This window comes from Pseudomonas sp. UM16 (assembly GCF_050312595.1).
Classification (GTDB): domain Bacteria; phylum Pseudomonadota; class Gammaproteobacteria; order Pseudomonadales; family Pseudomonadaceae; genus Aquipseudomonas.
The window spans coordinates 105,344-127,323 of sequence record NZ_JBNPJT010000010.1; the positions used below are offsets into that span (position 1 = coordinate 105,344).

At 59.1% G+C, this 21,980-nt stretch carries 20 protein-coding genes, 1 tRNA gene and 1 pseudogene; 13 read left to right on the plus strand and 9 right to left on the minus strand.

Going from position 1 to position 21,980, the window contains the following annotated elements:
• Nucleotides 1-156 precede the first annotated feature (156 nt).
• The 9 genes from ACQRAX_RS13795 (at nt 157) to ppk2 (ending at nt 7,924) form a co-directional block, all read left to right on the plus strand.
• Nucleotides 157-1,881, plus strand: coding sequence for a tetratricopeptide repeat protein (locus ACQRAX_RS13795; protein ID WP_412038534.1), 1,725 nt, complete (start codon nt 157-159; stop codon nt 1,879-1,881).
• Between the two features lie 4 nt (nt 1,882-1,885).
• Nucleotides 1,886-2,503 (plus strand): lipoprotein insertase outer membrane protein LolB, encoded by a 618-nt coding sequence (gene lolB / locus ACQRAX_RS13800; protein ID WP_412038533.1) that lies wholly within the window; start codon nt 1,886-1,888, stop codon nt 2,501-2,503.
• 1 nt (nt 2,504) lies between these two features.
• A complete protein-coding gene (gene ispE / locus ACQRAX_RS13805; protein ID WP_412038532.1) occupies nt 2,505-3,350 on the plus strand; it encodes a 4-(cytidine 5'-diphospho)-2-C-methyl-D-erythritol kinase in 846 nt (281 codons plus the stop codon).
• Nucleotides 3,351-3,384: 34 nt separating this feature from the next.
• Nucleotides 3,385-3,459, plus strand: a tRNA-Gln gene (locus ACQRAX_RS13810).
• 48 nt (nt 3,460-3,507) lie between these two features.
• On the plus strand, nt 3,508-4,449 hold the full coding sequence (locus ACQRAX_RS13815; protein WP_009405962.1) for a ribose-phosphate pyrophosphokinase: 942 nt from the start codon (nt 3,508-3,510) through the stop codon (nt 4,447-4,449).
• 138 nt (nt 4,450-4,587) lie between these two features.
• Nucleotides 4,588-5,187, plus strand: a complete 600-nt coding sequence (locus ACQRAX_RS13820) for a 50S ribosomal protein L25/general stress protein Ctc (protein ID WP_412038531.1) — start codon at nt 4,588-4,590, stop codon at nt 5,185-5,187.
• A gap of 74 nt (nt 5,188-5,261) precedes the next feature.
• Nucleotides 5,262-5,846: an aminoacyl-tRNA hydrolase gene (gene pth, locus ACQRAX_RS13825; protein ID WP_045188016.1), complete on the plus strand. Its 585-nt coding sequence runs from the start codon at nt 5,262-5,264 to the stop codon at nt 5,844-5,846.
• 21 nt (nt 5,847-5,867) lie between these two features.
• Nucleotides 5,868-6,968, plus strand: a complete 1,101-nt coding sequence (gene ychF / locus ACQRAX_RS13830; protein ID WP_412038530.1) for a redox-regulated ATPase YchF — start codon at nt 5,868-5,870, stop codon at nt 6,966-6,968.
• 143 nt (nt 6,969-7,111) lie between these two features.
• Complete coding sequence (gene ppk2, locus ACQRAX_RS13835; protein WP_412038529.1) at nt 7,112-7,924, plus strand: polyphosphate kinase 2; 813 nt, start codon at nt 7,112-7,114, stop codon at nt 7,922-7,924.
• A gap of 63 nt (nt 7,925-7,987) precedes the next feature.
• On the opposite strand, the gene ACQRAX_RS13840 is transcribed toward ppk2, so the two are convergent.
• The 7 genes from ACQRAX_RS13840 to ACQRAX_RS13870 all read right to left on the minus strand — a co-directional run bounded on the left by ACQRAX_RS13840 (nt 7,988) and on the right by ACQRAX_RS13870 (nt 16,632).
• Entirely contained in the window at nt 7,988-9,373 is a 1,386-nt protein-coding gene (locus ACQRAX_RS13840) for an aspartate aminotransferase family protein (RefSeq protein ID WP_412038528.1), read from the minus strand.
• Between the two features lie 11 nt (nt 9,374-9,384).
• On the minus strand, nt 9,385-10,857 hold the full coding sequence (locus ACQRAX_RS13845; RefSeq protein ID WP_412038527.1) for an NAD-dependent succinate-semialdehyde dehydrogenase: 1,473 nt from the start codon (nt 10,855-10,857) through the stop codon (nt 9,385-9,387).
• Between the two features lie 32 nt (nt 10,858-10,889).
• Entirely contained in the window at nt 10,890-11,915 is a 1,026-nt protein-coding gene (gene doeB, locus ACQRAX_RS13850; RefSeq protein ID WP_412038526.1) for a N(2)-acetyl-L-2,4-diaminobutanoate deacetylase DoeB, read from the minus strand.
• Nucleotides 11,916-11,918: 3 nt separating this feature from the next.
• A complete protein-coding gene (gene doeA / locus ACQRAX_RS13855) occupies nt 11,919-13,109 on the minus strand; it encodes an ectoine hydrolase DoeA (protein ID WP_412038525.1) in 1,191 nt (396 codons plus the stop codon).
• A 34-nt stretch (nt 13,110-13,143) separates the two neighbouring features.
• A complete protein-coding gene (gene eutC / locus ACQRAX_RS13860) occupies nt 13,144-14,136 on the minus strand; it encodes an ectoine utilization protein EutC (RefSeq protein WP_412038524.1) in 993 nt (330 codons plus the stop codon).
• Nucleotides 14,137-14,156: 20 nt separating this feature from the next.
• Nucleotides 14,157-15,128, minus strand: a complete 972-nt coding sequence (gene eutB, locus ACQRAX_RS13865; protein WP_412038523.1) for a hydroxyectoine utilization dehydratase EutB — start codon at nt 15,126-15,128, stop codon at nt 14,157-14,159.
• 109 nt (nt 15,129-15,237) lie between these two features.
• A complete protein-coding gene (locus tag ACQRAX_RS13870) occupies nt 15,238-16,632 on the minus strand; it encodes a PLP-dependent aminotransferase family protein (RefSeq protein WP_412038522.1) in 1,395 nt (464 codons plus the stop codon).
• A 290-nt stretch (nt 16,633-16,922) separates the two neighbouring features.
• On the opposite strand from ACQRAX_RS13870, the gene ehuB reads away from it, so the two are divergent.
• From ehuB to ehuA, 4 genes are all read left to right on the plus strand, one after another.
• On the plus strand, nt 16,923-17,783 hold the full coding sequence (gene ehuB / locus ACQRAX_RS13875; RefSeq protein ID WP_412038521.1) for an ectoine/hydroxyectoine ABC transporter substrate-binding protein EhuB: 861 nt from the start codon (nt 16,923-16,925) through the stop codon (nt 17,781-17,783).
• 61 nt (nt 17,784-17,844) lie between these two features.
• Nucleotides 17,845-18,504 (plus strand): ectoine/hydroxyectoine ABC transporter permease subunit EhuC, encoded by a 660-nt coding sequence (gene ehuC, locus ACQRAX_RS13880; RefSeq protein WP_412038520.1) that lies wholly within the window; start codon nt 17,845-17,847, stop codon nt 18,502-18,504.
• Complete coding sequence (ehuD, locus tag ACQRAX_RS13885; RefSeq protein WP_412038519.1) at nt 18,501-19,157, plus strand: ectoine/hydroxyectoine ABC transporter permease subunit EhuD; 657 nt, start codon at nt 18,501-18,503, stop codon at nt 19,155-19,157. Before ehuC ends, ehuD begins: the two co-directional genes overlap by 4 nt.
• Complete coding sequence (gene ehuA, locus ACQRAX_RS13890) at nt 19,157-20,008, plus strand: ectoine/hydroxyectoine ABC transporter ATP-binding protein EhuA (protein ID WP_412038518.1); 852 nt, start codon at nt 19,157-19,159, stop codon at nt 20,006-20,008. Before ehuD ends, ehuA begins: the two co-directional genes overlap by 1 nt.
• A 63-nt stretch (nt 20,009-20,071) precedes the next feature.
• Here ehuA and ACQRAX_RS13895 read toward each other — a convergent pair whose 3' ends face one another.
• Entirely contained in the window at nt 20,072-21,118 is a 1,047-nt protein-coding gene (locus ACQRAX_RS13895; protein ID WP_412038517.1) for an MBL fold metallo-hydrolase, read from the minus strand.
• 49 nt (nt 21,119-21,167) lie between these two features.
• A pseudogene (locus ACQRAX_RS13900) lies at nt 21,168-21,973 on the minus strand (MBL fold metallo-hydrolase).
• Nucleotides 21,974-21,980: the final 7 nt, after the last annotated feature.

Genomic DNA, 21,980 nt, shown 5'->3' on the forward strand with positions numbered 1-21,980 from the left:
CGAGAAGCCGATAATTGTCCTACTTCGCAGGTTTCAGAACAACCACCGCTCGCTATTGTCTCTATAGTCTACCCCTACCGAGACCTTCGCTTATGGGTTTGCCCCGGCGCTTGTGTCATGATGATCCGACCGCTGGTAAGCCGCCCAAATCCTCATATGAATAGATCCTACGCGTTGTTCCTTGCCTTGGCCCTGCTCCAGGGCTGCCAGACCCTGGCCCCCGATTCAACGGACGCCCAGACGCCTGCCGTTGATGCCGCACAGCAGCCGGACAAGCCTGTGGTTTATGGATCGTTCAGCCAGGAAACCGTCTACAACCTGTTGACTGCAGAGCTGGCCGGCCAGCGCAATCGCTTTGACATAGCGCTGGACAACTATGTCACCGAAGCGATCAAAACCCAGGACCCGGGCATTTCCGAACGTGCTTACCGCATTGCCGAATACCTGGGGGCTGACCAGTCTGCCCTGGATACCGCACTGATCTGGGCGAAAAATGACCGAAGCAGCCTTGACGCCCAGCGCGCCGCGGCCATCCAGCTGGCACGCGCGGGCCGTTACGACGACTCCATGGTCTACATGGAGAAAGTACTCCAGGGCAAAGGCGACACTCATTTCGATTTCCTTGCCCTGTCGGCTGCCGAAACCGACCAGGACACCCGCGACGGCCTGCAGAAGAGCTTCGACCGCCTGCTGCAGAAGTACCCAGACAATGGTCAGCTGGTGTTCGGCAAGGCCCTGTTGCTGCAGCAGGACGGCAATTCCAACGCAGCGCTGACGCTGCTTGAAGAGCATCCACCTGAAGAGGGCGAGATTGCCCCGGTGTTGTTGCGCGCGCGCCTGCTGCAAAGCGTCGGCCGTGGCGAAGAAGCTCTGCCACTGCTGCAGAAAACCATCCGCCAATACCCGGACGACAAACGCCTGCGCCTGACCTACGCCCGCACATTGGTTGAACAGGATCGCCTGGACGACGCCAAGGTCGAGTTTTCCAGCCTGGTTGAGCAATACCCGGATGATGACGAACTGCGATATTCCCTGGCACTGATCTGCCTGGAAACCAAAAATTGGGACGAAGCGGCCGGTTATCTGCAGGAACTGATCGAACGAGACAGCCATGTCGACGCGGCGCACCTGAACCTGGGCCGCATCCACGAAGAACGCAACCAGCAACAAGCCGCCCTGGATGAGTACGCCCAGGTCGGCCCAGGCAACGATTACCTGCCCGCGCAACTGCGCCAGGCGGACATCCTCGTTGCCAATGGCCGCAGCAGCGAAGCCTCGCGACGCCTGGCCCTGGCTCGCGACACCCAGCCCGACTATGCCATTCAGCTGTATCTGATCGAAGCCGAGGCCTTGGGCAACAACGATAAAGATGCCCAGGCCCTGCAAGTACTGGAACAGGCCCTCAAGCAGTACCCCGACGACAATAGCCTGCTGTACACCCGCGCCATGCTGGCCGAGAAGCGCAACGACCTGGCCCAAATGGAAAAGGACCTGCGCAGCATCATCGCCCGCGAACCGGAAAACGCCATGGCCCTCAATGCCCTGGGCTACACCCTGGCTGATCGCACCACGCGCTATGCCGAAGCCAAGGCGCTGATCGACAAGGCTCATCAGATCACCCCGGACGATCCTGCGGTGCTCGACAGCCTGGGCTGGGTCAACTACCGGCTGGGCAATCTCGACGAAGCCGAGCGTCTGCTGCGCCAGGCCCTGGAGCGCTTCCCCGACCACGAAGTCGCCGCGCACCTGGGTGAAGTGCAGTGGGCCAACGGCAAACGTCGTGAAGCTCGCCAGACCTGGGCCAAAGGCTTCGAAGCCCAACCCGACAGCCCTATCCTGCGCAAGACTGTTCTGCGCCTGACCGGATCCGAGACTCTTTAAGCCTATGTTTTTGCGCCACTGCATCACTTTCAGCCTGATCGCCCTGCTTGCCGGCTGTGCCGGCTTCGGTTCCCGTGAAGCCCTTCAGGGCCAGGGCAGCCCACAGCTGTGGCGCGAACACAAGCAACAGCTGAGCACCCTGGATGGCTGGCAGATCAACGGCAAGGTAGGTATTCGCGCGCCGAAAGACTCCGGTAGCGGCACCCTGTTCTGGCTGCAACGCCAGGATTATTACGACATTCGCCTGTCCGGCCCGCTGGGTCGCGGCGCTGCCCGGCTGACCGGTCGTCCTGGTGGCGTGGTGCTGGAAGTTGCCAACCAGGGCCGCTTCGAAGCCAAGAACCCCGAAGCCCTCCTGGCAGAACAGCTCGGTTGGGAGCTGCCGGTCTCGCACCTGGTCTGGTGGGTTCGTGGCCTGCCCGCCCCCAACAGCAAAAGTCAGCTGACCCTGGACAGCGACAGCCGCCTGGCCCGCCTGAAACAAGATGGCTGGGACGTGCAATACCTGAGCTATACCAAGCAAAACGGTTACTGGTTGCCCGAGCGTCTCAAATTGCACGGCCAGAATATCGACGTAACCGTCGTGGTAAAAGACTGGCAGCCGCGCCAGCTGGGGCATTGACATGACCCGCCTGACCCTGCCCGCTCCAGCCAAGCTCAATTTGATGCTGCATATCCTTGGTCGCCGCCCTGATGGCTATCACGAGCTGCAAACATTGTTTCAGTTCATCGATCATGCTGACGAACTGCAATTCGCCGTCCGTGACGATGGCCAGATCCGCTTGCACAGCGACATCGACAACGTGCCCCACGACAGCAACCTGATCGTCAAGGCAGCGCGAAAGCTGCAACAACTGTCCGGCTGTACCCTGGGCGCCGACATCTGGCTGACGAAAATCCTGCCCATGGGCGGCGGGATCGGCGGTGGCAGCTCCGATGCGGCCACCACCCTGCTCGGCCTGAACCTTCTGTGGAAACTGGATTGCAGTGAAGACCAACTGGCCGAACTGGGGCTTTCGCTGGGCGCTGATGTCCCGGTATTCGTCCGCGGCCATGCAGCCTTCGCCGAAGGCGTAGGTGAAAAACTGACCCCGGTTGACCCGGAAGAACCCTGGTATGTTGTGCTGGTTCCGCAAGTATTTGTTAGTACAGCAGAAATTTTTTCACATCCGCAGTTGACACGTGATTCCTTGCCCATTAAGATGCGCCCCGCTCCCAAGGGAAACAGTCGAAATGACTGCCAACCGGTAGTAGAGCAGAGTTACCCAGAGGTACGTAACTCACTGAGTTTGCTAAGCAAATTCACTGACGCTAGACTCACCGGAACTGGAAGTTGTGTGTTTGGGGCCTTCCCAAGCAAAGCTGAAGCTGATAAAGTTTTGGCCCTTCTTGCAGATACCCAAACAGGATTTGTGGCAAAGGGAAGCAACGTTTCGATGTTGCATCGCACGCTTCAAAGTCTGCTCTAGGAATCGAGTACAAGGTGCTCGCAGCAACAAATACAGGGGCGTCGCCAAGCGGTAAGGCAGCAGGTTTTGATCCTGCCATGCGTTGGTTCGAATCCAGCCGCCCCTGCCATTTTCCTTATACTCATCCAGGTATACCCTCAGCCTTCAGGTACTGCGCGTGTCCAAGATGATGGTCTTTACGGGGAACGCTAACCCCGATCTGGCTCGGCGTGTCGTACGTCAGCTGCATATCCCACTGGGTGATGTTTCTGTCGGTAAATTCTCCGACGGCGAAATCAGCACTGAGATTAATGAAAATGTCCGCGGTAAAGACGTTTTCATCATTCAGCCGACTTGCGCGCCAACCAACGATAATCTGATGGAACTGGTAGTGATGGCCGACGCCTTCCGCCGCTCCTCAGCCTCCCGAATCACTGCCGTGATTCCTTACTTCGGATATGCCCGCCAGGATCGCCGTCCGCGTTCGGCGCGTGTAGCTATCAGCGCCAAAGTCGTCGCTGACATGCTCACCGTCGTCGGTATCGACCGTGTTCTCACTGTCGATCTGCACGCTGACCAAATCCAGGGTTTCTTCGATATTCCGGTAGATAACATCTACGGCTCCCCCGTTCTGGTGGATGACATCGAAGACCAGCGTTTCGAGAACCTCATGATCGTGTCCCCGGACATCGGCGGCGTCGTGCGTGCACGTGCTGTTGCCAAGTCCTTGGGTGTTGATCTGGGTATCATCGACAAACGCCGTGAAAAGGCTAATCACTCCGAAGTGATGCATATCATCGGCGACGTCGAAGGACGTACCTGTATTCTCGTCGACGACATGGTCGATACCGCCGGCACTCTGTGCCACGCGGCCAAGGCTCTGAAAGAACACGGCGCTGCCAAGGTTTACGCCTACTGCACGCACCCTGTCCTGTCGGGTCGGGCGATCGAGAATATCGAGAACTCCGTGCTGGACGAACTGGTGGTTACCAATACCATCCCGTTGTCCGCTGCTGCACAAGCCTGTGACCGTATCCGTCAACTGGATATAGCACCGGTTGTCGCTGAGGCGGTTCGCCGCATCAGCAACGAAGAATCGATCAGCGCGATGTTCCGCTGAGGGTCCTGCCCTCGCGAACCTCTCGTTGACGAAAAGCGCCCCGCCCCAACACTTGCTGTTGGGGCGGGGCTTTTTTGCCCATCCCGTTTGGCGCTGGTCGCAAACGCCTTCGGGAGATGGCTATTTTGGAGATACAAAATGACTGATTTCACTCTGAACGCCCAAGCGCGTACCGACCTGGGGAAAGGTGCGAGCCGCCGCCTGCGTCGTCTCGCCGCCCAAGTCCCTGCCGTTGTATACGGTGGCGACAAAGAGCCTGCATCCATCACCATGCTGGCTAAAGAAGTGGCCAAGCTGTTCGAAAACGAAGCTGCTTTCAGCCACGTTATCGAACTGAACATCGACGGCAAGAAAGAAAACGTCGTTGTTAAAGCCATGCAGCGTCACCCAGCCAAGCAGTTCATCATGCACGCTGACTTCGTTCGCGTTGTTGCTGGCCAGAAACTGACCGCTATCGTTCCTGTGCACTTCATCAACGAAGAAGCACCGGTCAAGAAAGGCGGCGAAATCTCCCACGTAGTGGCCGAGATCGAAGTTTCCTGCGAAGCCAAAGACCTGCCTGAGTTCATCGAAGTCGACATGGCCAACGCCGAAGTCGGCACCATCGTTCACCTGTCGGACCTCAAAGCTCCGAAAGGCGTCGAGTTCGTCGCTCTGGCTCACGGTAACGACCTGGCTGTTGCCAACGTTCACGCTCCGCGTGTTGCGCCTGAAGCTGCAGAAGGCGCTGCTGAGTAATCTCAGCACGCCGGCGTTGATCGGGTTACAGTGCCCCGCACTGTAACCCCCAACTCCAAGGAAGAGCCCCTGACGTGACCGCCATCCAACTGATCGTCGGCCTGGGAAACCCTGGCCCCGAATACGAACAGACCCGGCATAACGCAGGGGCTCTTTTCGTAGAACGCATTGCCAGCGCCCAGCGTGTCAATCTGACTGCTGACCGCAAATATTTCGGCCTGACAGCTAAATTCAGCTTTCAGGGCAACGACGTTCGTCTGCTGATCCCGACCACCTTCATGAACCGCAGCGGTCAATCCGTTGCTGCACTGGCGAATTTTTTCCGCATCCCGCCAGATGCCATCCTGGTGGCCCACGACGAACTCGACCTGCCCCCCGGCGTCGCCAAACTCAAGAAAGGCGGCGGCCATGGTGGGCACAACGGTCTGCGCGACATCATTGCGCAGCTCGGCAACAACAACGACTTTCACCGTCTGCGGCTTGGCATTGGCCACCCGGGTGACAGCAGCAGGGTCTCCGGTTTTGTCCTGGGCAAGGCGCCACGCGCCGAGCAGGAGAAACTGGACGCCAGTATCGATTTTGCCCTCGGCGTGCTGCCGGACATCCTCGCCGGCGACTGGACGCGTGCGATGAGAGAGCTGCACAGCCAGAAGGCCTGACTCCACGAAGAGGGATTCACCATGGGTTTCAATTGCGGCATCGTCGGTTTGCCCAACGTCGGCAAGTCCACCCTGTTCAACGCGCTGACCAAGTCGGGTATCGCGGCAGAGAACTTCCCTTTCTGCACCATCGAGCCGAACAGCGGCATCGTGCCAATGCCTGATGCGCGCCTGGATGCCCTGGCGGCCATCGTCAAGCCGAACCGCGTGCTGCCGACCACCATGGAATTCGTCGACATCGCAGGCCTGGTAGCCGGCGCATCGAAAGGTGAAGGCCTGGGCAACAAGTTCCTCGCCAACATCCGTGAGACCGACGCCATCGCCCACGTGGTGCGCTGCTTCGAAGACGAGAACGTGATTCACGTCTCCAACAGCGTCGACCCTAAGCGCGACATCGAAATCATCGACCTGGAACTGATCTTCGCCGACCTCGACAGCTGCGAGAAGCAACTGCAGAAAGTTGCGCGCAATGCCAAGGGCGGTGACAAGGATGCATTGGCACAGAAAGCCATCCTGGAAAAACTGATCCCGCACTTCACCGAAGGCAAGCCAGCGCGCAGCCTGATGAAGGGCATGGCTGATGACGAGAAGGCACTGGTCCGTGGCTTCCACCTGCTGACCAGCAAGCCGGTCATGTACATCGCCAACGTCGCTGAAGATGGCTTCGACAACAACCCGCACCTGGACGTCGTGCGCGCCATCGCCGAAGAAGAAGGCGCTGTCGTGGTACCGGTGTGCAACAAGATCGAAGCGGAAATCGCCGAGCTCGACGAAGGCGAAGAAAAAGACATGTTCCTTGAGGCCCTGGGCCTGGAAGAACCTGGCCTGAACCGTGTGATCCGCGCCGGTTACGGCCTGCTCAACCTGCAGACCTACTTCACTGCCGGCGTGCAGGAAGTTCGCGCCTGGACCGTGCGCGTCGGCGCTACCGCCCCGCAGGCAGCCGGTGTGATCCACACTGACTTCGAGAAAGGCTTCATCCGCGCCGAAGTGGTCGCCTATGACGACTTCATCCAGTACAAGGGTGAAGGCGGTGCGAAGGAAGCCGGCAAATGGCGCCTGGAAGGCAAGGACTACATTGTCAAAGACGGTGATGTGATGCACTTCCGCTTCAACGTCTAAGCCCCAGCATCGCGTTGAAAACCAAAACCCCTTGAGGCCAATCCGCCTCAAGGGGTTTTTCATTTCTATTGCCCTCAATCAGCCACCCGGCGCTGATGCCATGCCTATACTCAGATCCACTTTCAATCACGAGGACTCGGCGCATGGCTAAGAAGCAAAAGAACAAGGAACATAGCGTAGAGCGGCTCCCGCGCAAGGATTACGATCAGCAACTCAAGGACCTGCACGTCGAGCTGGTCAAACTACAGCAGTGGGTAGTGGCCGAGGGCCTGAAGGTTTGTGTGGTCTTCGAAGGCCGTGATGGCGCGGGCAAGGGTGGCACCATCAAGGCCATCACCGAGCGGGTCAGCCCGCGGGTGTTCCGGGTTGTCGCCCTGCCGGCGCCGACCGAACGGGAACAGAGCCAGATGTATGCCCAGCGCTATATTCAGCACATGCCTTCGGCTGGCGAAGTAGTGATCTTCGACCGCAGCTGGTACAACCGCGCTGGCGTCGAACGGGTGATGGGCTTCTGCTCCGAAGACAAAGCGAAGAAGTTTCTCACCGTGGTACCCCTATTCGAAAAGATGCTGGTCGAATCCGGCATCATTCTCGTCAAGTATTGGCTGGAGGTAAGCGCCGAAGAACAACAGCGGCGTCTTGAAGAACGTATCACCGATGGTCGCAAGATCTGGAAACTGTCACCGATGGACCTGAAGTCGTTCAGCCGCTGGGATGAATACACCCGCGCACGCGACGACATGTTCGCCGCTTCCGACTCCTCCTGGGCGCCCTGGTACATGGCGAACTCAGAAGACAAGCGCCGGGTGCGCCTGAACATCATCAAACACTTGCTTGAGCAAGTGCCTTACAAAGACATCACCCAAGATCAAAAGATCAAGCTGCCCAAGCGCGGCAAGATCGGCTCGTACAAAGCTGCCAACTATCCATTCCGGATGGTTCCCGAACGCTCCTGAGCAAGTCGATAAACCACAAAGCCCCGTCTGTGCGTACCAAAACGGGGCTTTGTGCTGTCAGGGTCAGCCGAGCACTTTGCTGGCGACCTCATCGACCGCTTCTTGGGTGATGGCGACGATCAGGTCGGCATCTTCACGGGTCAGTACCAGCGGCGGTGCAAAGCCGAGGATGTCGCCATGCGGCATCGCGCGAGCAACCATGCCACGTTCAAGGCACGCCGCCGATACTTGCGGCCCCACTTTGAAGGCTGGATCGAACGGCGTGCGCGCTTGGCGATTAGCCATGAACTCCACTGCCGCGAGCATGCCATCACCACGCACTTCTCCGACCAGCGGGTGCCCTTCCAGGGTTTGGCGCAACTTTTGGTTGAGGTAGGCACCCACGGTCTCGGCGTTCTCGGTGAGGTTTTCCCGCTCAAGAATGTCCAGGTTGGCCAAGGCTGCCGCCGCACACACCGGATGCCCCGAGTAGGTCCAACCATGGCCCATAGCGCCTTCTTTTTGCGAGCCCTGCTCGATCACGCTCCACACCTTCTCGCCAACAATGACCGCTGACAATGGTGCATAGGCGCTGGTTAGGCCTTTGGCGGTGGTGATCAGATCCGGCTTCATGCCATAGCGCTGGCTGCCCATTTTCGAGCCCAGTCGACCAAATGCGCAGACCACCTCATCGGCGATCAGCAATATGTCGTACTTGCTCAGCACCTCCTGGATTGCCGCCCAATAGCCCTTCGGCGGCACGATGATGCCACCGGTGCCCATCAGTGGTTCGCCGATGAAAGCAGCCACAGTATCGGGGCCCTCGGCGAGGATCATCTTTTCCAATTCGTTGGCGCAGTACTGCACGAAGGCCGTCTCATCCATGCCCGACGGTGCCTTGCGGTACCAGTGTGGGCAGACGGTATGCTTGACCCCCTCCACCGGCAGATCAAAGTTCTGGTGGAAACTGGCCAGCCCGGTGAGACTGCCAGTCATGATGCCCGAGCCGTGATAGCCACGGTCGCGAGAGATGATTTTCTTCTTCTGCGGGCGACCGAGGATGTTGTTGTAGTAACGCACCAGCTTGACCTGGGTTTCGTTGGCGTCGGAACCGGACAAGCCGTAATAGACTTTTTTCATGCCCGCTGGCGCCCAGTCGATGATGCGGCTGGAAAGCTCGATGATCGCCTCGGTCGAGTGGCCGACATAGGTGTGATAGTAGGCCAGCTCCTTGGCCTGCTTGTAGATCGCCTCGGCCACTTCAGTGCGGCCGTAACCAATGTTCACGCAGTACAGGCCGGCAAAGGCATCGATCAGCTCCCGCCCCTCGTGATCGCGCAAACGGATGCCCTCGGCACCGGTAATGATCCGCCCCTTGAGCGCACCGCTAGCGTGATCATGGGCGTGGGTTGAGGGGTGCATGAAATGGGCACGGTCTTGTTCGAACAGTTGGCTGAATGTTTGGCTCATGGCAACGCTCCTTAAATTTGACCTTGGTGGTGCACGCAGAAGTATTTGGTTTCTACAAAGGGTTCGAAGCCTTCACTACCGCCTTCGCGGCCCAGGCCTGAGGCCTTCATGCCACCAAACGGAATCGGATGGCCAGTGAACTTCACGCCGTTGACTGCAACCATCGCGTGGTCCAGTCGACGAATCAGTGGATAGACCTGGTCCAGGCGGTTGGAACAGATGTAGGCCGCCAGGCCGTATTCGCTATCGTTGGCCATGGCGACGGCTTCATCGAGGCTGTCAAAAGGCATGACGCCAGCGATCGGGGCAAAGTTTTCTTCCTGGTAGATACGCATTTGCGGAGTGACATCCGCCAGTACGGTCGGCTGATAGAACCAGCCACCCAAGGCATGCCCCTCTCCGCCCGCCAGGCGCCGCGCGCCTTTTTGCATGGCATCCTCGACCCGTGCACAGGTGGCATCGAAAGCGCCCTGGTGCATCAAGGGGCCGACATCGACCACCATCTCTTCACCCTCCACCATTGCAGGCCCCACCCGCAGGGCCTTGACCGCTTCGGCGAAGCGGGCCACGAAGGCTGAATACAATGGCCGTTGCACCATGATCCGATTGGCGGCACAACAATCCTGCCCTGAGGTCTGGAACTTGGCCGCCACGGCGACCTTCACCGCCAGGTCAAGGTCTGCATCGGCGCAGACGATAAATGGCGCATTACCTCCCAGCTCCAGTGCGACTTTCTTCACATCCTGGGCTGCCGCCTGCAGCACCAGCTTGCCGACCCGGGTGGAGCCAGTGAAGCTGACCGAACGCACGCGTGAATCACGCACCAGGGTTTGCATGGTCATCTGCGGCTCGCCGATGACCACATTGAACACGCCAGCAGGAAAACCCGCCTGCTCTGCCAACTGAGCCAGGGCCAGGGCCGAGAACGGAGTTTCGTGTGCCGGTTTGACCACAACGGTGCAGCCAGCCGCCAGGGCTGCGGCGGCCTTGCGGGTGATCATCGCGCTGGGGAAGTTCCACGGCGTGAGCAATGCACAGACCCCCACCGGTTCCTTCACCGTGCCCAGATGAGCACCGGGGATGTGGCTGGGAATGGTCTGCCCATACAAGCGCCGGGCTTCTTCGGCGAACCAGGGGATGAAACTGGCGGCATAGGCGATTTCGCCACGCGACTCGACTAACGACTTGCCCTGCTCTTCACTGAGGATCCGCGCCAGGTCTTCCTGATGCGCCAGAATCAATTCGGCCCAGCGCCGCAACAGCGCCGCCCTCGCGTCCAGGCTCTGTGCCCGCCATGGGCTGAAGGCGCGCTGGGCGGCGTCAATGGCAGCGACAATTTGCTCGTGTTCGAGCAATGGCACATGTCCAATCACCTGGCGGGTGGCTGGGTTGTGTACGGCAATACTGTTGCCCGTGGTGCTATGTAACCATTGGCCGTCAACATGACAGAGGGTTTTGAACGTCAACGCATGCTTATGTGGCATATCTTGTTCTCCAAACCGTATGGGCTCACGCGCTAGCGCAGTACCTCGGCAACCACCGCAAGGGTGTCGCCGCACTGCACCAGCCCCGGAAAGTGCCGCGCAGCCAACAGCCCGCCACGCCGTGCGCGGTACTCGACCGGCGCGGCACCGCTGCGCTTGATATCGTGGATGCGGGCGATGACCTCACCCTGTTCGATGTTGTCACCCAGGTCGCGGCACATCTCCAGCAAACCGTCATGTTCACTGGCCACGAAGCAGTCATCACCAGGCATGTCGAGCATGATTGACGCCGCAGGCGCAGGAGCCACCTCGGCGCTGAGGATCCCAGCGTGAATCAGCAGGTTGCGTACACCACGCTCGGCTATGGCAACGCTTTTGGCCGTGGAGGAACCGCCACCACCCAGCTCAGTGGTGACAAACACTTTGCCTTGGCTTTCCGCTGCTGTGTCATACATGGCCTGTGCATCCAGTTCGAACATGCGCATGCTGTAAGGCGCGGCAAAGGCATGCATGGCGGCCTCGCAGCGAGCTTGCTGGGTTTTGTCAGGCAAGACATGGCAAGCAGCGAAGGGCAGAAAGTCCAGGGTGCGGCCGCCGGAATGAATGTCCAGGACGATATCCGCCAACGGCAGCAGGCTGCGGCGAAAATAGTCGGCAATCTTTTCCGTTACGCTGCCGTCCGGCTTGCCGGGGAAGCTACGGTTCATGTTGCCTTTGTCAATCGGCGAGGTGCGCTGACCGGCATGAAACGCCGGGGTGTTCATGAACGGAACGATGATCACTCGACCACAGACCTGATCGGCTTTAAGGCGTTGTGCCAGCTTGCTCAGGGCCACCGGGCCTTCGTACTCGTCACCGTGATTGCCACCGCTGAGTAGCGCCGTCGGTCCGGTGCCATTCTTGACCACGGTGAGCGGAATCATCACCGCACCCCAGGCCGAATCATCGCGTGAATAAGGCAATTTGAGAAAACCGTGTTGCACACCATCACGCTCGAAATCGACCGAGCTGCTGATCGGATTCTGCGCCAGGGTGGTGTCAGGTAGAGGTGCGTTCATGACTCACTCCTTCACGAACAGTTGGCGCGGCACGTTGCACAACGTCTCGACGCCGGTCTCGGTAATCAGAATGCTTTCCGTGATCTCCAGGCCCCAATCGTCCATCCACAGGCCCGGCATGAAGTGGAAAGTCATACCTGGCTGCAAAACGCTGGTGTCACTCGGGCGCAGACTCATGGTGCGTTCGCCCCAATCTGGCGGGTAGCTGATACCGATGGGGTAGCCGCAACGGCTGTCTTTGTGGATACCGAACTTCTCCAGCACCTTGAAGAAAGCTTTGGCCACATCACCAGTGGTGTTGCCGGGGCGGGCTGCCTCCAGGCCGGCAGCAATACCTTCGACCACGGCTTTCTCGCCTTCGAGGAAATGCTGAGGCGGCTTGCCCAGGTAGACCGTGCGCGACAGCGGGCAGTGATAGCGCTTGTAGCACCCGGCGATCTCGAAGAAGGTCCCAGCGCCTTTGGCAAATGGCGTGTCATCCCAGGTCAGGTGCGGCGCGCTGGCATCGGCACCGGTGGGCAGCAACGGCACGATTGCCGGGTAGTCGCCGCCGAAGCCATCGGCACCGCGGATGCCGATGCTGTAGATCTCAGCTACCAGTTCGTTCTTGCGCATGCCGGGTTCAATTCGTTCGAGAATTCTGGCGTGCATGTTCTCGACAATGCGCGCAGCGATGCGCATGTACTCAATTTCCTGACTCGACTTCACCGCCCGTTGCCAGTTGACCAAGCCGGCGGCATCACTGAAACGGGCCTTGGGCAGATGCTTTTGCAGTGACAGATAGGCAGCGGCGCTGAAGTAGTAGTTGTCCATTTCCACGCCGATGTTCAGCGTGCTCCAGCCTCTGGCAGCGATCACCTCCTGGCACAGGTAGTCCATGGGATGACGTTCACGCGACTGCACGTAGATATCCGGGTAGCCAATGATATTTGCGTGCTGCATAAAAACCGTGCGCTTGGCGCCATTGGCGTCCTGACCCCGGCCATACCAGACCGGCTCGCCCTCTAGCGAAAGCAACACACACTGGTGCACATAGAACGACCAACCGTCATAACCGGTCAGCCAGGCCATGTTCGACGGGTCGGTAACCAACAACAACTCGATACCTTGCGCCTGCATCGCGGCACGGGTCTTGGCCAGGCGCTGTGCATATTCCTGCCGGCTGAACGGCAGATTGACGACGACCTCAGACATACAAATACCCTCGTTGGGGGAAAAATCGGAGTGATCAGCTGTTGAATTGCAATCCCTTGCCAGCCTGGAGCGCACGCTCGAAGGCCAGGTTGGCAATGGCGGTGTCCTGGGCCCCGGTACCAGTCAGGTCGCACAAGGTAATTTCACTGGCAGCACTGCGCCCCGGCCGCAGCCCGCTGATTACCTGGCCCAGCTCACTGAAACCGCGTTCCTCATTGATCAGCCCAGCCTTGAGCGCATGGTGCATCTCGCCCAGCACACGGGTCTGGCTCAGGCGGTCTGCGACATAACGGTCAACCGCTGCCAGTGCCTCTGGGGCAATTTCATTCTTGTGTTCGGCATCCGAGCCCATAGCGGTGATGTGCAGGCCAGGTTGCAGATGACGGGCGGCGATCAGTGGCTCACAGCTTGGCGTGCAGGTAATGGCAATATCGACGCCGTGCATCGCCTCATCGACCGAGGTGCAGGCCTGGACGTGCAGGCTGCCATCACGGCCGAGTTCATCGCACAAGGCTGCAACCTTGTCTGCGTCCCGGCCCCATACCCGCACAGCATTGATCGAACGCACCAGGCGTAACGCCCGCAGTTGCAAACGTGCCTGCTCACCGGTGCCGATCAAGGCCACACAGCGACTGTCATCGCGTGACAGCCAGCGCGCAGCGACAGCACCTGCGGCAGCGGTGCGCACTGCAGTGAGATAGCCGTTGTCGAGCAGTAAGGCGTCGAGCAATCCGGTACGCGCAGACAACAGCATCATCATGCCGTTGAGGCTCGGCAGCCCCAGTTTTGGATTGTCGAAAAAGCCTGGACTGACCTTGATTGCAAAGCGATCAAGCCCGGGCAAATAAGCGGTTTTCACGTCGACCTCGCCGTGGTGCTCCGGAATATCCAGGCGCAGGATCGGCGGCATGGCCACCGCCGCTGTAGCCAGCAGGAAAAAGGCCTGCTCGATAGCTTCGAGCACCGCATGGTCGAGGCTGACGCACGCTCGCAAATTGGCTTCGCTGAGCAAGGTAGTAGCAGGCATCACACATCCTCCATAGAAAATCAGGCGTCAGCGCCGTTGATCACCCGCAGGTGTTGTTCGATATCGATATTGCGACCGCTGACCACCACCACAATCGGGCCACGCGCCGGGATCAGGCCCTCGAGCAAGGCGGCGATGCCGACCGCGCCAGCGCCTTCCACCACCTGCCGCTCCTGACGATAGGCGTGGCGCATACCGGCAGCGATTGAGCCTTCATCAAGCAGGTGCAGTTGGTCACAAAGATCACGGGTCATGGCGAAGGTGTATTGGTTGTCCAGGCCGATGCCACCACCGAGGGAGTCGGCCAGCGTCGGCAGCTCCTGCACCTGGACCGGCTGATCTGCGCTGAGGCTGGCGTGCATTGCCGCGCCATCGCGCATGCTGATTCCGTGCAGGGTGATGGCCGGACTAGCGCTTTTCAGTGCCAATGCGACACCAGCAAACAGACCGCCTCCAGACAGCGGCACCAGCACCTGGGCGACCTGTGGTAACTGCTCAAGAATTTCCAGGCCCAAGGTTCCTTGGCCAGCAATGATTGCCGGGTGATCGAATGGCGGCAGCAAGATAGCGCCATGCTCGGTGGCAATGCGCTCGGCTTCGCGCTGGGCGTCATCCTGGGAGTTGCCGACAATGCACACTTCAGCGCCAAGGTCGCGAATGGCTTGCACCTTGTTGTCCGGCACCAACTGCGACAGGCAAATCGTCGCCCTCACCCCCAATTGTGAAGCCGCATGGGCCAAGGCACGACCATGATTGCCTGTGGAAGCCGCTACTACGCCGCAGTTTTTTTGTTCGGCATCGAGCTGGGCAATGGCATTGCTGGCGCCACGCAGTTTGAAGCTGCCGGTGATCTGCTGAGATTCGAGCTTGAGGTACACCGCCACCCCAACCCGCTGCGACAAGCTCGGCGAATACTCCAACGGCGTCGAACGCACCAGGCCAGCGATGCGCTGGCGGGCGAGGTAAATAGCGTTAAGCGAAAGCTCTGACATAACCGTATCCCAACAGATGGTCTGGTGTTGGGCGGAGTGTAAGAGCGGCAAATTGTCGTGATGAATGTACTAGGTCAATTCGCCAAGCTTTTTTATTTTTGCTGTGCAATCACAATTCATGGATCTGCGGGTACTGACCGAACAGCTCACGCATGGCCGCCAGCGCCTGGCGCATTTCCTTGTCGCTGCATTCGGCACCGACGCACAAGCGCACCGCACGTGGCCTTGGTGTGCCGCGCACAAGGAACGGCTCGGGCGGCGTCACTGCGATATTACGATGGCGCAGTGCGCGCACCAGACTGTCCACCTCCCAGTGCGCTGGAATTCCCAGCCAAGCACTGAGCGCCTGCGGGTGATGGCCAAGCAAATACTCTTGTAGATACTCACTGACCATAGCCTGACGTTTACTCAGCAGCTTGCGTTGCAGGCTTACCAGGGTCTCGGCACGCCCATCTCGGATCCAGCGACTGGCAATTTCCGAGACCAGTGGCGTGGCCATCCAGCTGTTGACCCGCAGGATACTTTCAGTGCGCAGCGCCAGCCGCTTGGGCATCACGAGATAGCCGACACGCAAGCCTGTGAGTACCGACTTGGTCATGCTCGTGCAATAGAAAGACAACTCCGGGGCGTAATGACTCAGCGGTCGCGCATGACGTTCACCAAGTAGTGGCCCGTAAACGTCGTCTTCAATGATATGCACGCCAAAGCGCCGGGCAATGGCGGCAATCTCGCGCCGCCGAGCATCGGGCATCAGGCTGGTGGTGGGGTTATTGAGGTTCGGCGTACACACCAGCGCGGTAATGCGCTCGTTGCTGCACATGTCTTCGAAATGTTCTGGATCAATCCCATCACGGTCCATCTCCAGACCTTTGAGGGTAAAACCGAGCACCTGTGAATTACCGATTACCCCGTGGTCGGTAAGGCCTTCGCACAGCACCACATCATCAGGACCTGCCAACGATGCCAGCGCCAGAAATATCCCATGGGCGGCACCGTTGGTGATCAGTACGTCATCGCGCTCAACTTCAAGGCCAAGACCATACACCCACTGTGCAGCCGCCTCGCGGTGCGCCTCGAAACCGGCAATGGGGCGAAAGGCGTGGATCCACGGCTGGTCTTCTTCGACGCTGAGCTCAGCGCAGGTGTCACGCCAAATCCGCTCATGGGCCTGAGTATGCAGAATGCGGGTAATGGAAAAATCCACCAGGGCACGTTCCGGTGTATCGAGTATGTCATTGGCGACACGATCGCTCATGCGGCGGGTGACAAAACTGCCGCGACCGATCTCGCAACGTACCAGGCCCTGGCGTTCCAGCTCTTTGTAGGCATTGGTCACGGTCTGCACACTGATACCCAGAGCGTCGGCGACCTGGCGCTGAGGCGGCAGGCGCTGATCGTTGAGCAAATGGCCTTGCTCGATTTCGCAGGTAATGGCCTGCACCAGAATTTTGTATTTAGACTCGCCGATTCGCGCCGCGGCGAGGGCTGCTTTCCAGTTTTGCATAGTGATTGCACCGCGTGTGCTGACGGATCTACAGCATCGCCTGTGCAACGATCGCAGGCAATTGTCCTAGTGCAATGCAATCTCTGGTGCAGCTTTTGTATGCTCGGTGCAAGGTCGATGAAACCGCTAGGTTCGCCAGCGCCAACAATAGCCACTCGACCGGTGCTGGAACGGATCCTCCGTTTGCCCGCTCCAAATTAGGAACGGCCCTGCACGTTTTGTTCTTGCTCCACTGCCTCCTAACACAGTGCCGTTTGCGACGGACGTATAAAAAACAGGAGATTTCAACGATGAGCCCGACGTTCAAGAACGCAGCCACGCCGTTCAAACAACTACTGCTTGCCTGTGCCGCCTTCGGGGTGATTGCCAGCGCACAGGCCGCGACGACGCTGGAAGAGATCAAGCAAAACAACAACATCCGCATCGGCTACGCCAACGAGACGCCATTTGCCTTCACCGAAACCGACGGGCGGGTGACTGGCGAATCGCCGGAAATTGCCAAGATCATCTTCGAGAAAATGGGCATCAAGAAAGTCGATGGCGTGCTCACGGAATGGGGCTCGCTGATCCCCGGGTTGCGCGCCGGTCGCTTCGACGTGATTGCCGCCGGTATGTACATCACCCCAGCACGCTGCAAACAGGTGATTTTCACCGACCCGCAATACCAACTGCCCGACACCCTGTTGGTGGCCAAAGGCAATCCAAAGAACCTGCACAGCTACGCGGATGTCGCAAAAAACCCCGAAGCCAGGCTGGCGATCATGGCGGGTACGGTGAACCTGGCCTATGCCCGTGATTCAGGGGTCAAGGATTCACAGATCCTCCAGGTGCCCGACACCACTGCGCAATTGCAAGCCGTGCGCGCTGGCCGCGCCGATGCCGCCGTCGGCACCCAGCTGACAATGAAAGGCCTGGCGAAAAAAGGCGGTGAAAAAGTCGAAGCCATCAGCGATTTTAGCGACGACCCTTCGCACACCGGCTATGGCGCATTGGCCTTTCGCCCCGAAGACAAGGCTTTGCGCGACGCGGTCAACGCCGAGCTTCAGAAGTGGCTAGGCAGCGAAGAACACCTCAATGCTGTCGCACCCTTCGGTTTCGATAAGTCCAACGTGACCAAAAAGACCGCTGCTGAGCTTTGCGCACAGTCGTGAGTCGAGGTGGCATGGCCCTGTCATGCCGTTCCCTGCTTAGTCCGAATAGTCAGGTAGAACCATGGGTGAATTGATACCGTTGTTATTGCAGGGGGCCTGGATCACCATCCAGGTCACTTTCTTCGGCTCGATCCTGGCCGTGGTGGCCGCGATTCTTGCCGCTCTCGGACGCCTGTCCGGGTGGCGACCGTTACGCTGGTTCTGCGTGGCCTACATCGAGCTGTTTCGTGGCACCTCATTATTGGTGCAACTGTTCTGGTTGTTCTTCGTACTGCCACTGCCGCCCTTCAACATCGAATTGAGTTCCTACACCGTAGCCATCCTTGGTCTTGGCTTGCACATTGGCGCTTATGGTGCCGAAGTGATGCGCGGAGCGATCAGTTCAGTTGGCAAAGGCCAATACGAAGCCGCCATTGCCCTGAATATGCCAGCAAGCACGCGGTTTCGCCGGATCATCCTGCCTCAGGCACTGCTGGCGGCGATCGCACCGGGCACCAACCTGTTGATCGAACTGCTGAAGAACACCTCACTGGTATCGCTGATCACCCTCTCGGACTTGAGCTTCCGCGCCCGCCAGCTCGACCAGGCGACCTTCCAGACCCTGGAAATCTTCAGCCTGGCACTGGTGTTCTACTTCGTCCTCGCTCAGGTCATCAACTTCACCATGCGCGGCTTTGAACGCCGCTTGAGTCGTGGTCGTCTGCGTGGAGGACTGTCATGAACCTTTGGGACTGGAACTACGTTTGGCAGATTCTTCCCGAACTGCTGCGCGCCTCATTGAACACCCTGGGTATTACTCTGGTGGGCTTTCTGATCGCCATCGTCCTCGGCTTGTTTCTGGCCATTGGCCGGCGCAGCCGCAAGGTCTGGCTGTCATGGCCGATGACCCTGCTGATCGAGTTTGTCCGCAGCACACCGCTGCTGATCCAGGTGTATTTCCTCTATTACGTGCTGCCCAATTACGGCGTCAACCTGACCGCCATGCAGGCGGGCATCCTCGGTATTGGCCTGCACTATGCCTGCTACATCGCCGAGGTCTATCGCGGAGGCCTGGACTCGGTAGCACGCAGCCAGTGGGAGGCAGTCATTGCCTTGAACTTCGCACCCTGGACGGCATATCGCGCAATCATCCTGCCGCAGGCGATACGACCAATTCTGCCGCCGCTGGGCAACTACCTGATCGCCATGCTCAAGGACACCCCCGTGCTGTCGGCAATCACCGTGGTAGAAATCATGCAGCAAGCCAAAAACGTCGGCTCCGAGAGCTTTCGTTACCTGGAGCCGATCACCTTGGTCGGTTTGTTCTTCCTGGCCCTGAGCGTTGCTCTGGCTTATCTGGTTCGGCGCCTCGAAGTGCGCCTGGAGTTACGCTAATGATCGCGCCCGTCTCGACCCTTGCCGTCAACACCAACCCGCTGCAGCAGGTGGCGACGCCCGCCCTGGACAGTGCCCAGTCGATTGTCAGCTTCAAAGACGTAACCAAACGCTATGGCAGTTTCACTGTGCTTGACCGCCTCAACCTCAGCGTCTCGCCGGGAGAGAAAGTGGCCATTATCGGTCCCAGTGGTTCAGGGAAATCGACCCTGTTACGGGTACTGATGACCCTGGAAGGCATTGATGAAGGCATGATCGAAGTCGACAACGACTCCTTGACCCACATGCGTAATCGCAATGGCATCCTGGTGCCGGCCAATGATCGTCATGTGCGTAAAGTGCGCGCCAAGATCGGTATGGTGTTTCAGAGTTTCAACCTGTTCCCGCACATGACCGCCTTGCAGAACGTCATTGAGGCGCCGGTACAGGTGCTGGGAGTCAAACCCATTGAAGCGCGTGAACGTGCTGCGCAATTGTTAGACCTGGTGGGTTTGGGCAACAAGTTCGAGCACTATCCATCGCAACTGTCCGGTGGCCAGCAACAGCGGGTGGCCATTGCCCGCGCCCTGGCCATGCGGCCCAAGGTCATGTTGTTTGACGAAGTGACCTCAGCGCTCGATCCGGAGCTGTGTGGCGAAGTGCTCAACGTGATTCGCAAGCTCGGAAGTGAGCACAACCTGACCATGCTCATGGTCACCCACCAGATGGGCTTTGCCCGTGAGTTCGCTGACCGCGTGTGCTTTTTCTACAAGGGCCAGATCCATGAGCAGGGCACACCGAAACAGATCTTTGAGAACCCGCAGCAGGAACGTACCCGCGCCTTTCTTAGTGCGGTGAAAGAAGCTAGCTGAGAGCTTAGGAGCGCGAGCTTATCCCGTCGCCACATTGAATGGATAAGCTCACGCGCTACCGACTTAAACGCTCTGGTACCAAGCAACGCCCTCATCATCTTCACTGACCCGCACCTGGCCACGGTGCAGCAGATAATTGAGATTGGCCAGGCACTCACCGGTGGCCATGGTCAGCAGCGGCTCATCGATCGAGCGCTTGAACAGTACGCTGAACAGATCCACCGCACGTTTCGGCCCTTCAAGCAGCGCTTGCTGCAATCGCTCGACGGCGCGCTGCTGACTGTTGTGCAGTTGGTCGAGCCTTGCGTGCAATGGTTTGAACGGTTCGTTGTGAGACGACAGCACAAGTACATCGTTGGGAATCATTTGCCGCAGTTTTGCCAGGGAGCTGAACCACAACGCCAACGGATCAGCACTGGGCTCGCTAGGAAACACCGAGATGTTGGATGAAATGCGCGGCAGCACCTGGTCACCCGAAATCAGCAGTTGCAGGGCTGGACAATGAAAGCAGGCGTGCTCAGGTGAATGGCCCTCGCCCACCACCACCCGCCACTCATGTTCACCGATACGCAAGGTGTCGCCATCACGCAGACGTCGATAGCCTTGCGGCATCGGTGAGATGTAACGCCCAAAGCCGCCGTAGCCTATGCGGTAGCTGTCGATGGCTGCGGCATGCCAGCCGGCGCGCCGATAGAAGTTCAAACTTGACGCAGGTGCGGCCCGCCCGCAGTCCGCCACCAGTACGCGGCAATTCATGTATTCGCCGAAGGTCATCCACAGATCACAGCCGTGAACCTCGCTCAGCCAGCCCGCCATACCAACATGATCGGGATGCATGTGCGTCACGAACACCCGGGTGACGCCCAAGCCTCCAAGCGGTCCATCGGCAGCGAGCAACGCCTGCCAGGCACTGACGGTGGCGGGGGTGTGCATTCCCGTGTCGAAGATCGCCCACCCCTCGTCGTCACGCACCGCCCACAGGTTGATGTGATCCAGCGACAGCGGCAGTTGCATGCGCAGCCACAGCACGCCTGGCGCGACTTCCACGGCCGCGCCTGGACCGGGGATCGGGCCACAGGGATAGCTCAACGGTTTGCGCTCTTCGCTCATTGGAACTCCGGGTGATGCCGATTTGTACATTGCAAACCGACGAGGCAGCTCATGTGTCGAAGGACCTCAACCTGCTGTACCGGTCAAAGGCGGTGTAACGCGCCTGACGGTCGCGCATGACCTTGATCATCGCCACCTGGGATCCCTGGCCAACACCAGACGACCGCGATTGGCCACCAGATGATCGAGCAGGCACTCCTTTTCATCAGCCAGGCATTCAGGATTACGGTCGTACCCGCTGCCGACCTCCAGCGCTAGCCAATGGATGCCAGGAATAAGGTCCCCAGCAAACACCACACATCCTCCAGGCAGGTCAATTTCAGGCAGCAGTTGCCCGGGCGTATGACCGTCGCTGAAGTGAAAACGCCAACCGCTGCCGAGCACGTCGCTACTGTTTTCATCAATCAGTTCCAGGCGGTCGCTGCTCTGCAGTTGGCTCAGAATCGGCGTCAGAAACAACGAGCGGTCACGCGGGTGCGGACGCAATGCCCGCAACCAATGGCGCTTGCCAGTAATGAAACGTGCCAAGGGAAACAGCAGGCGCGGTGCATCGCCTTCCTTGATGGCGTGACACAACTCTGCTGACACCAACGCCTGAAGATGGCTCAGCACCACAACATGGATATCGCCTTCGCCCAGCCCGTGTCGTGCCAGGCTCTCCAGCAGGCCTGGGGAGTGCCTCTGGCAACGGCACGTGAGTGGCAATGGTGCCAACAGTGCATCGCTACCGGCCAGAACTAGAATGTTCTTGCCGCCTTGCTGCACCAGCAACCCGCGTGAAGGCAACTCCACTTGATTCTCGTGGTCTGGCTTGATCCAGTCGGCCCAGTGTTTTCGTGGGGTGCTGCCAAACATGACGCCG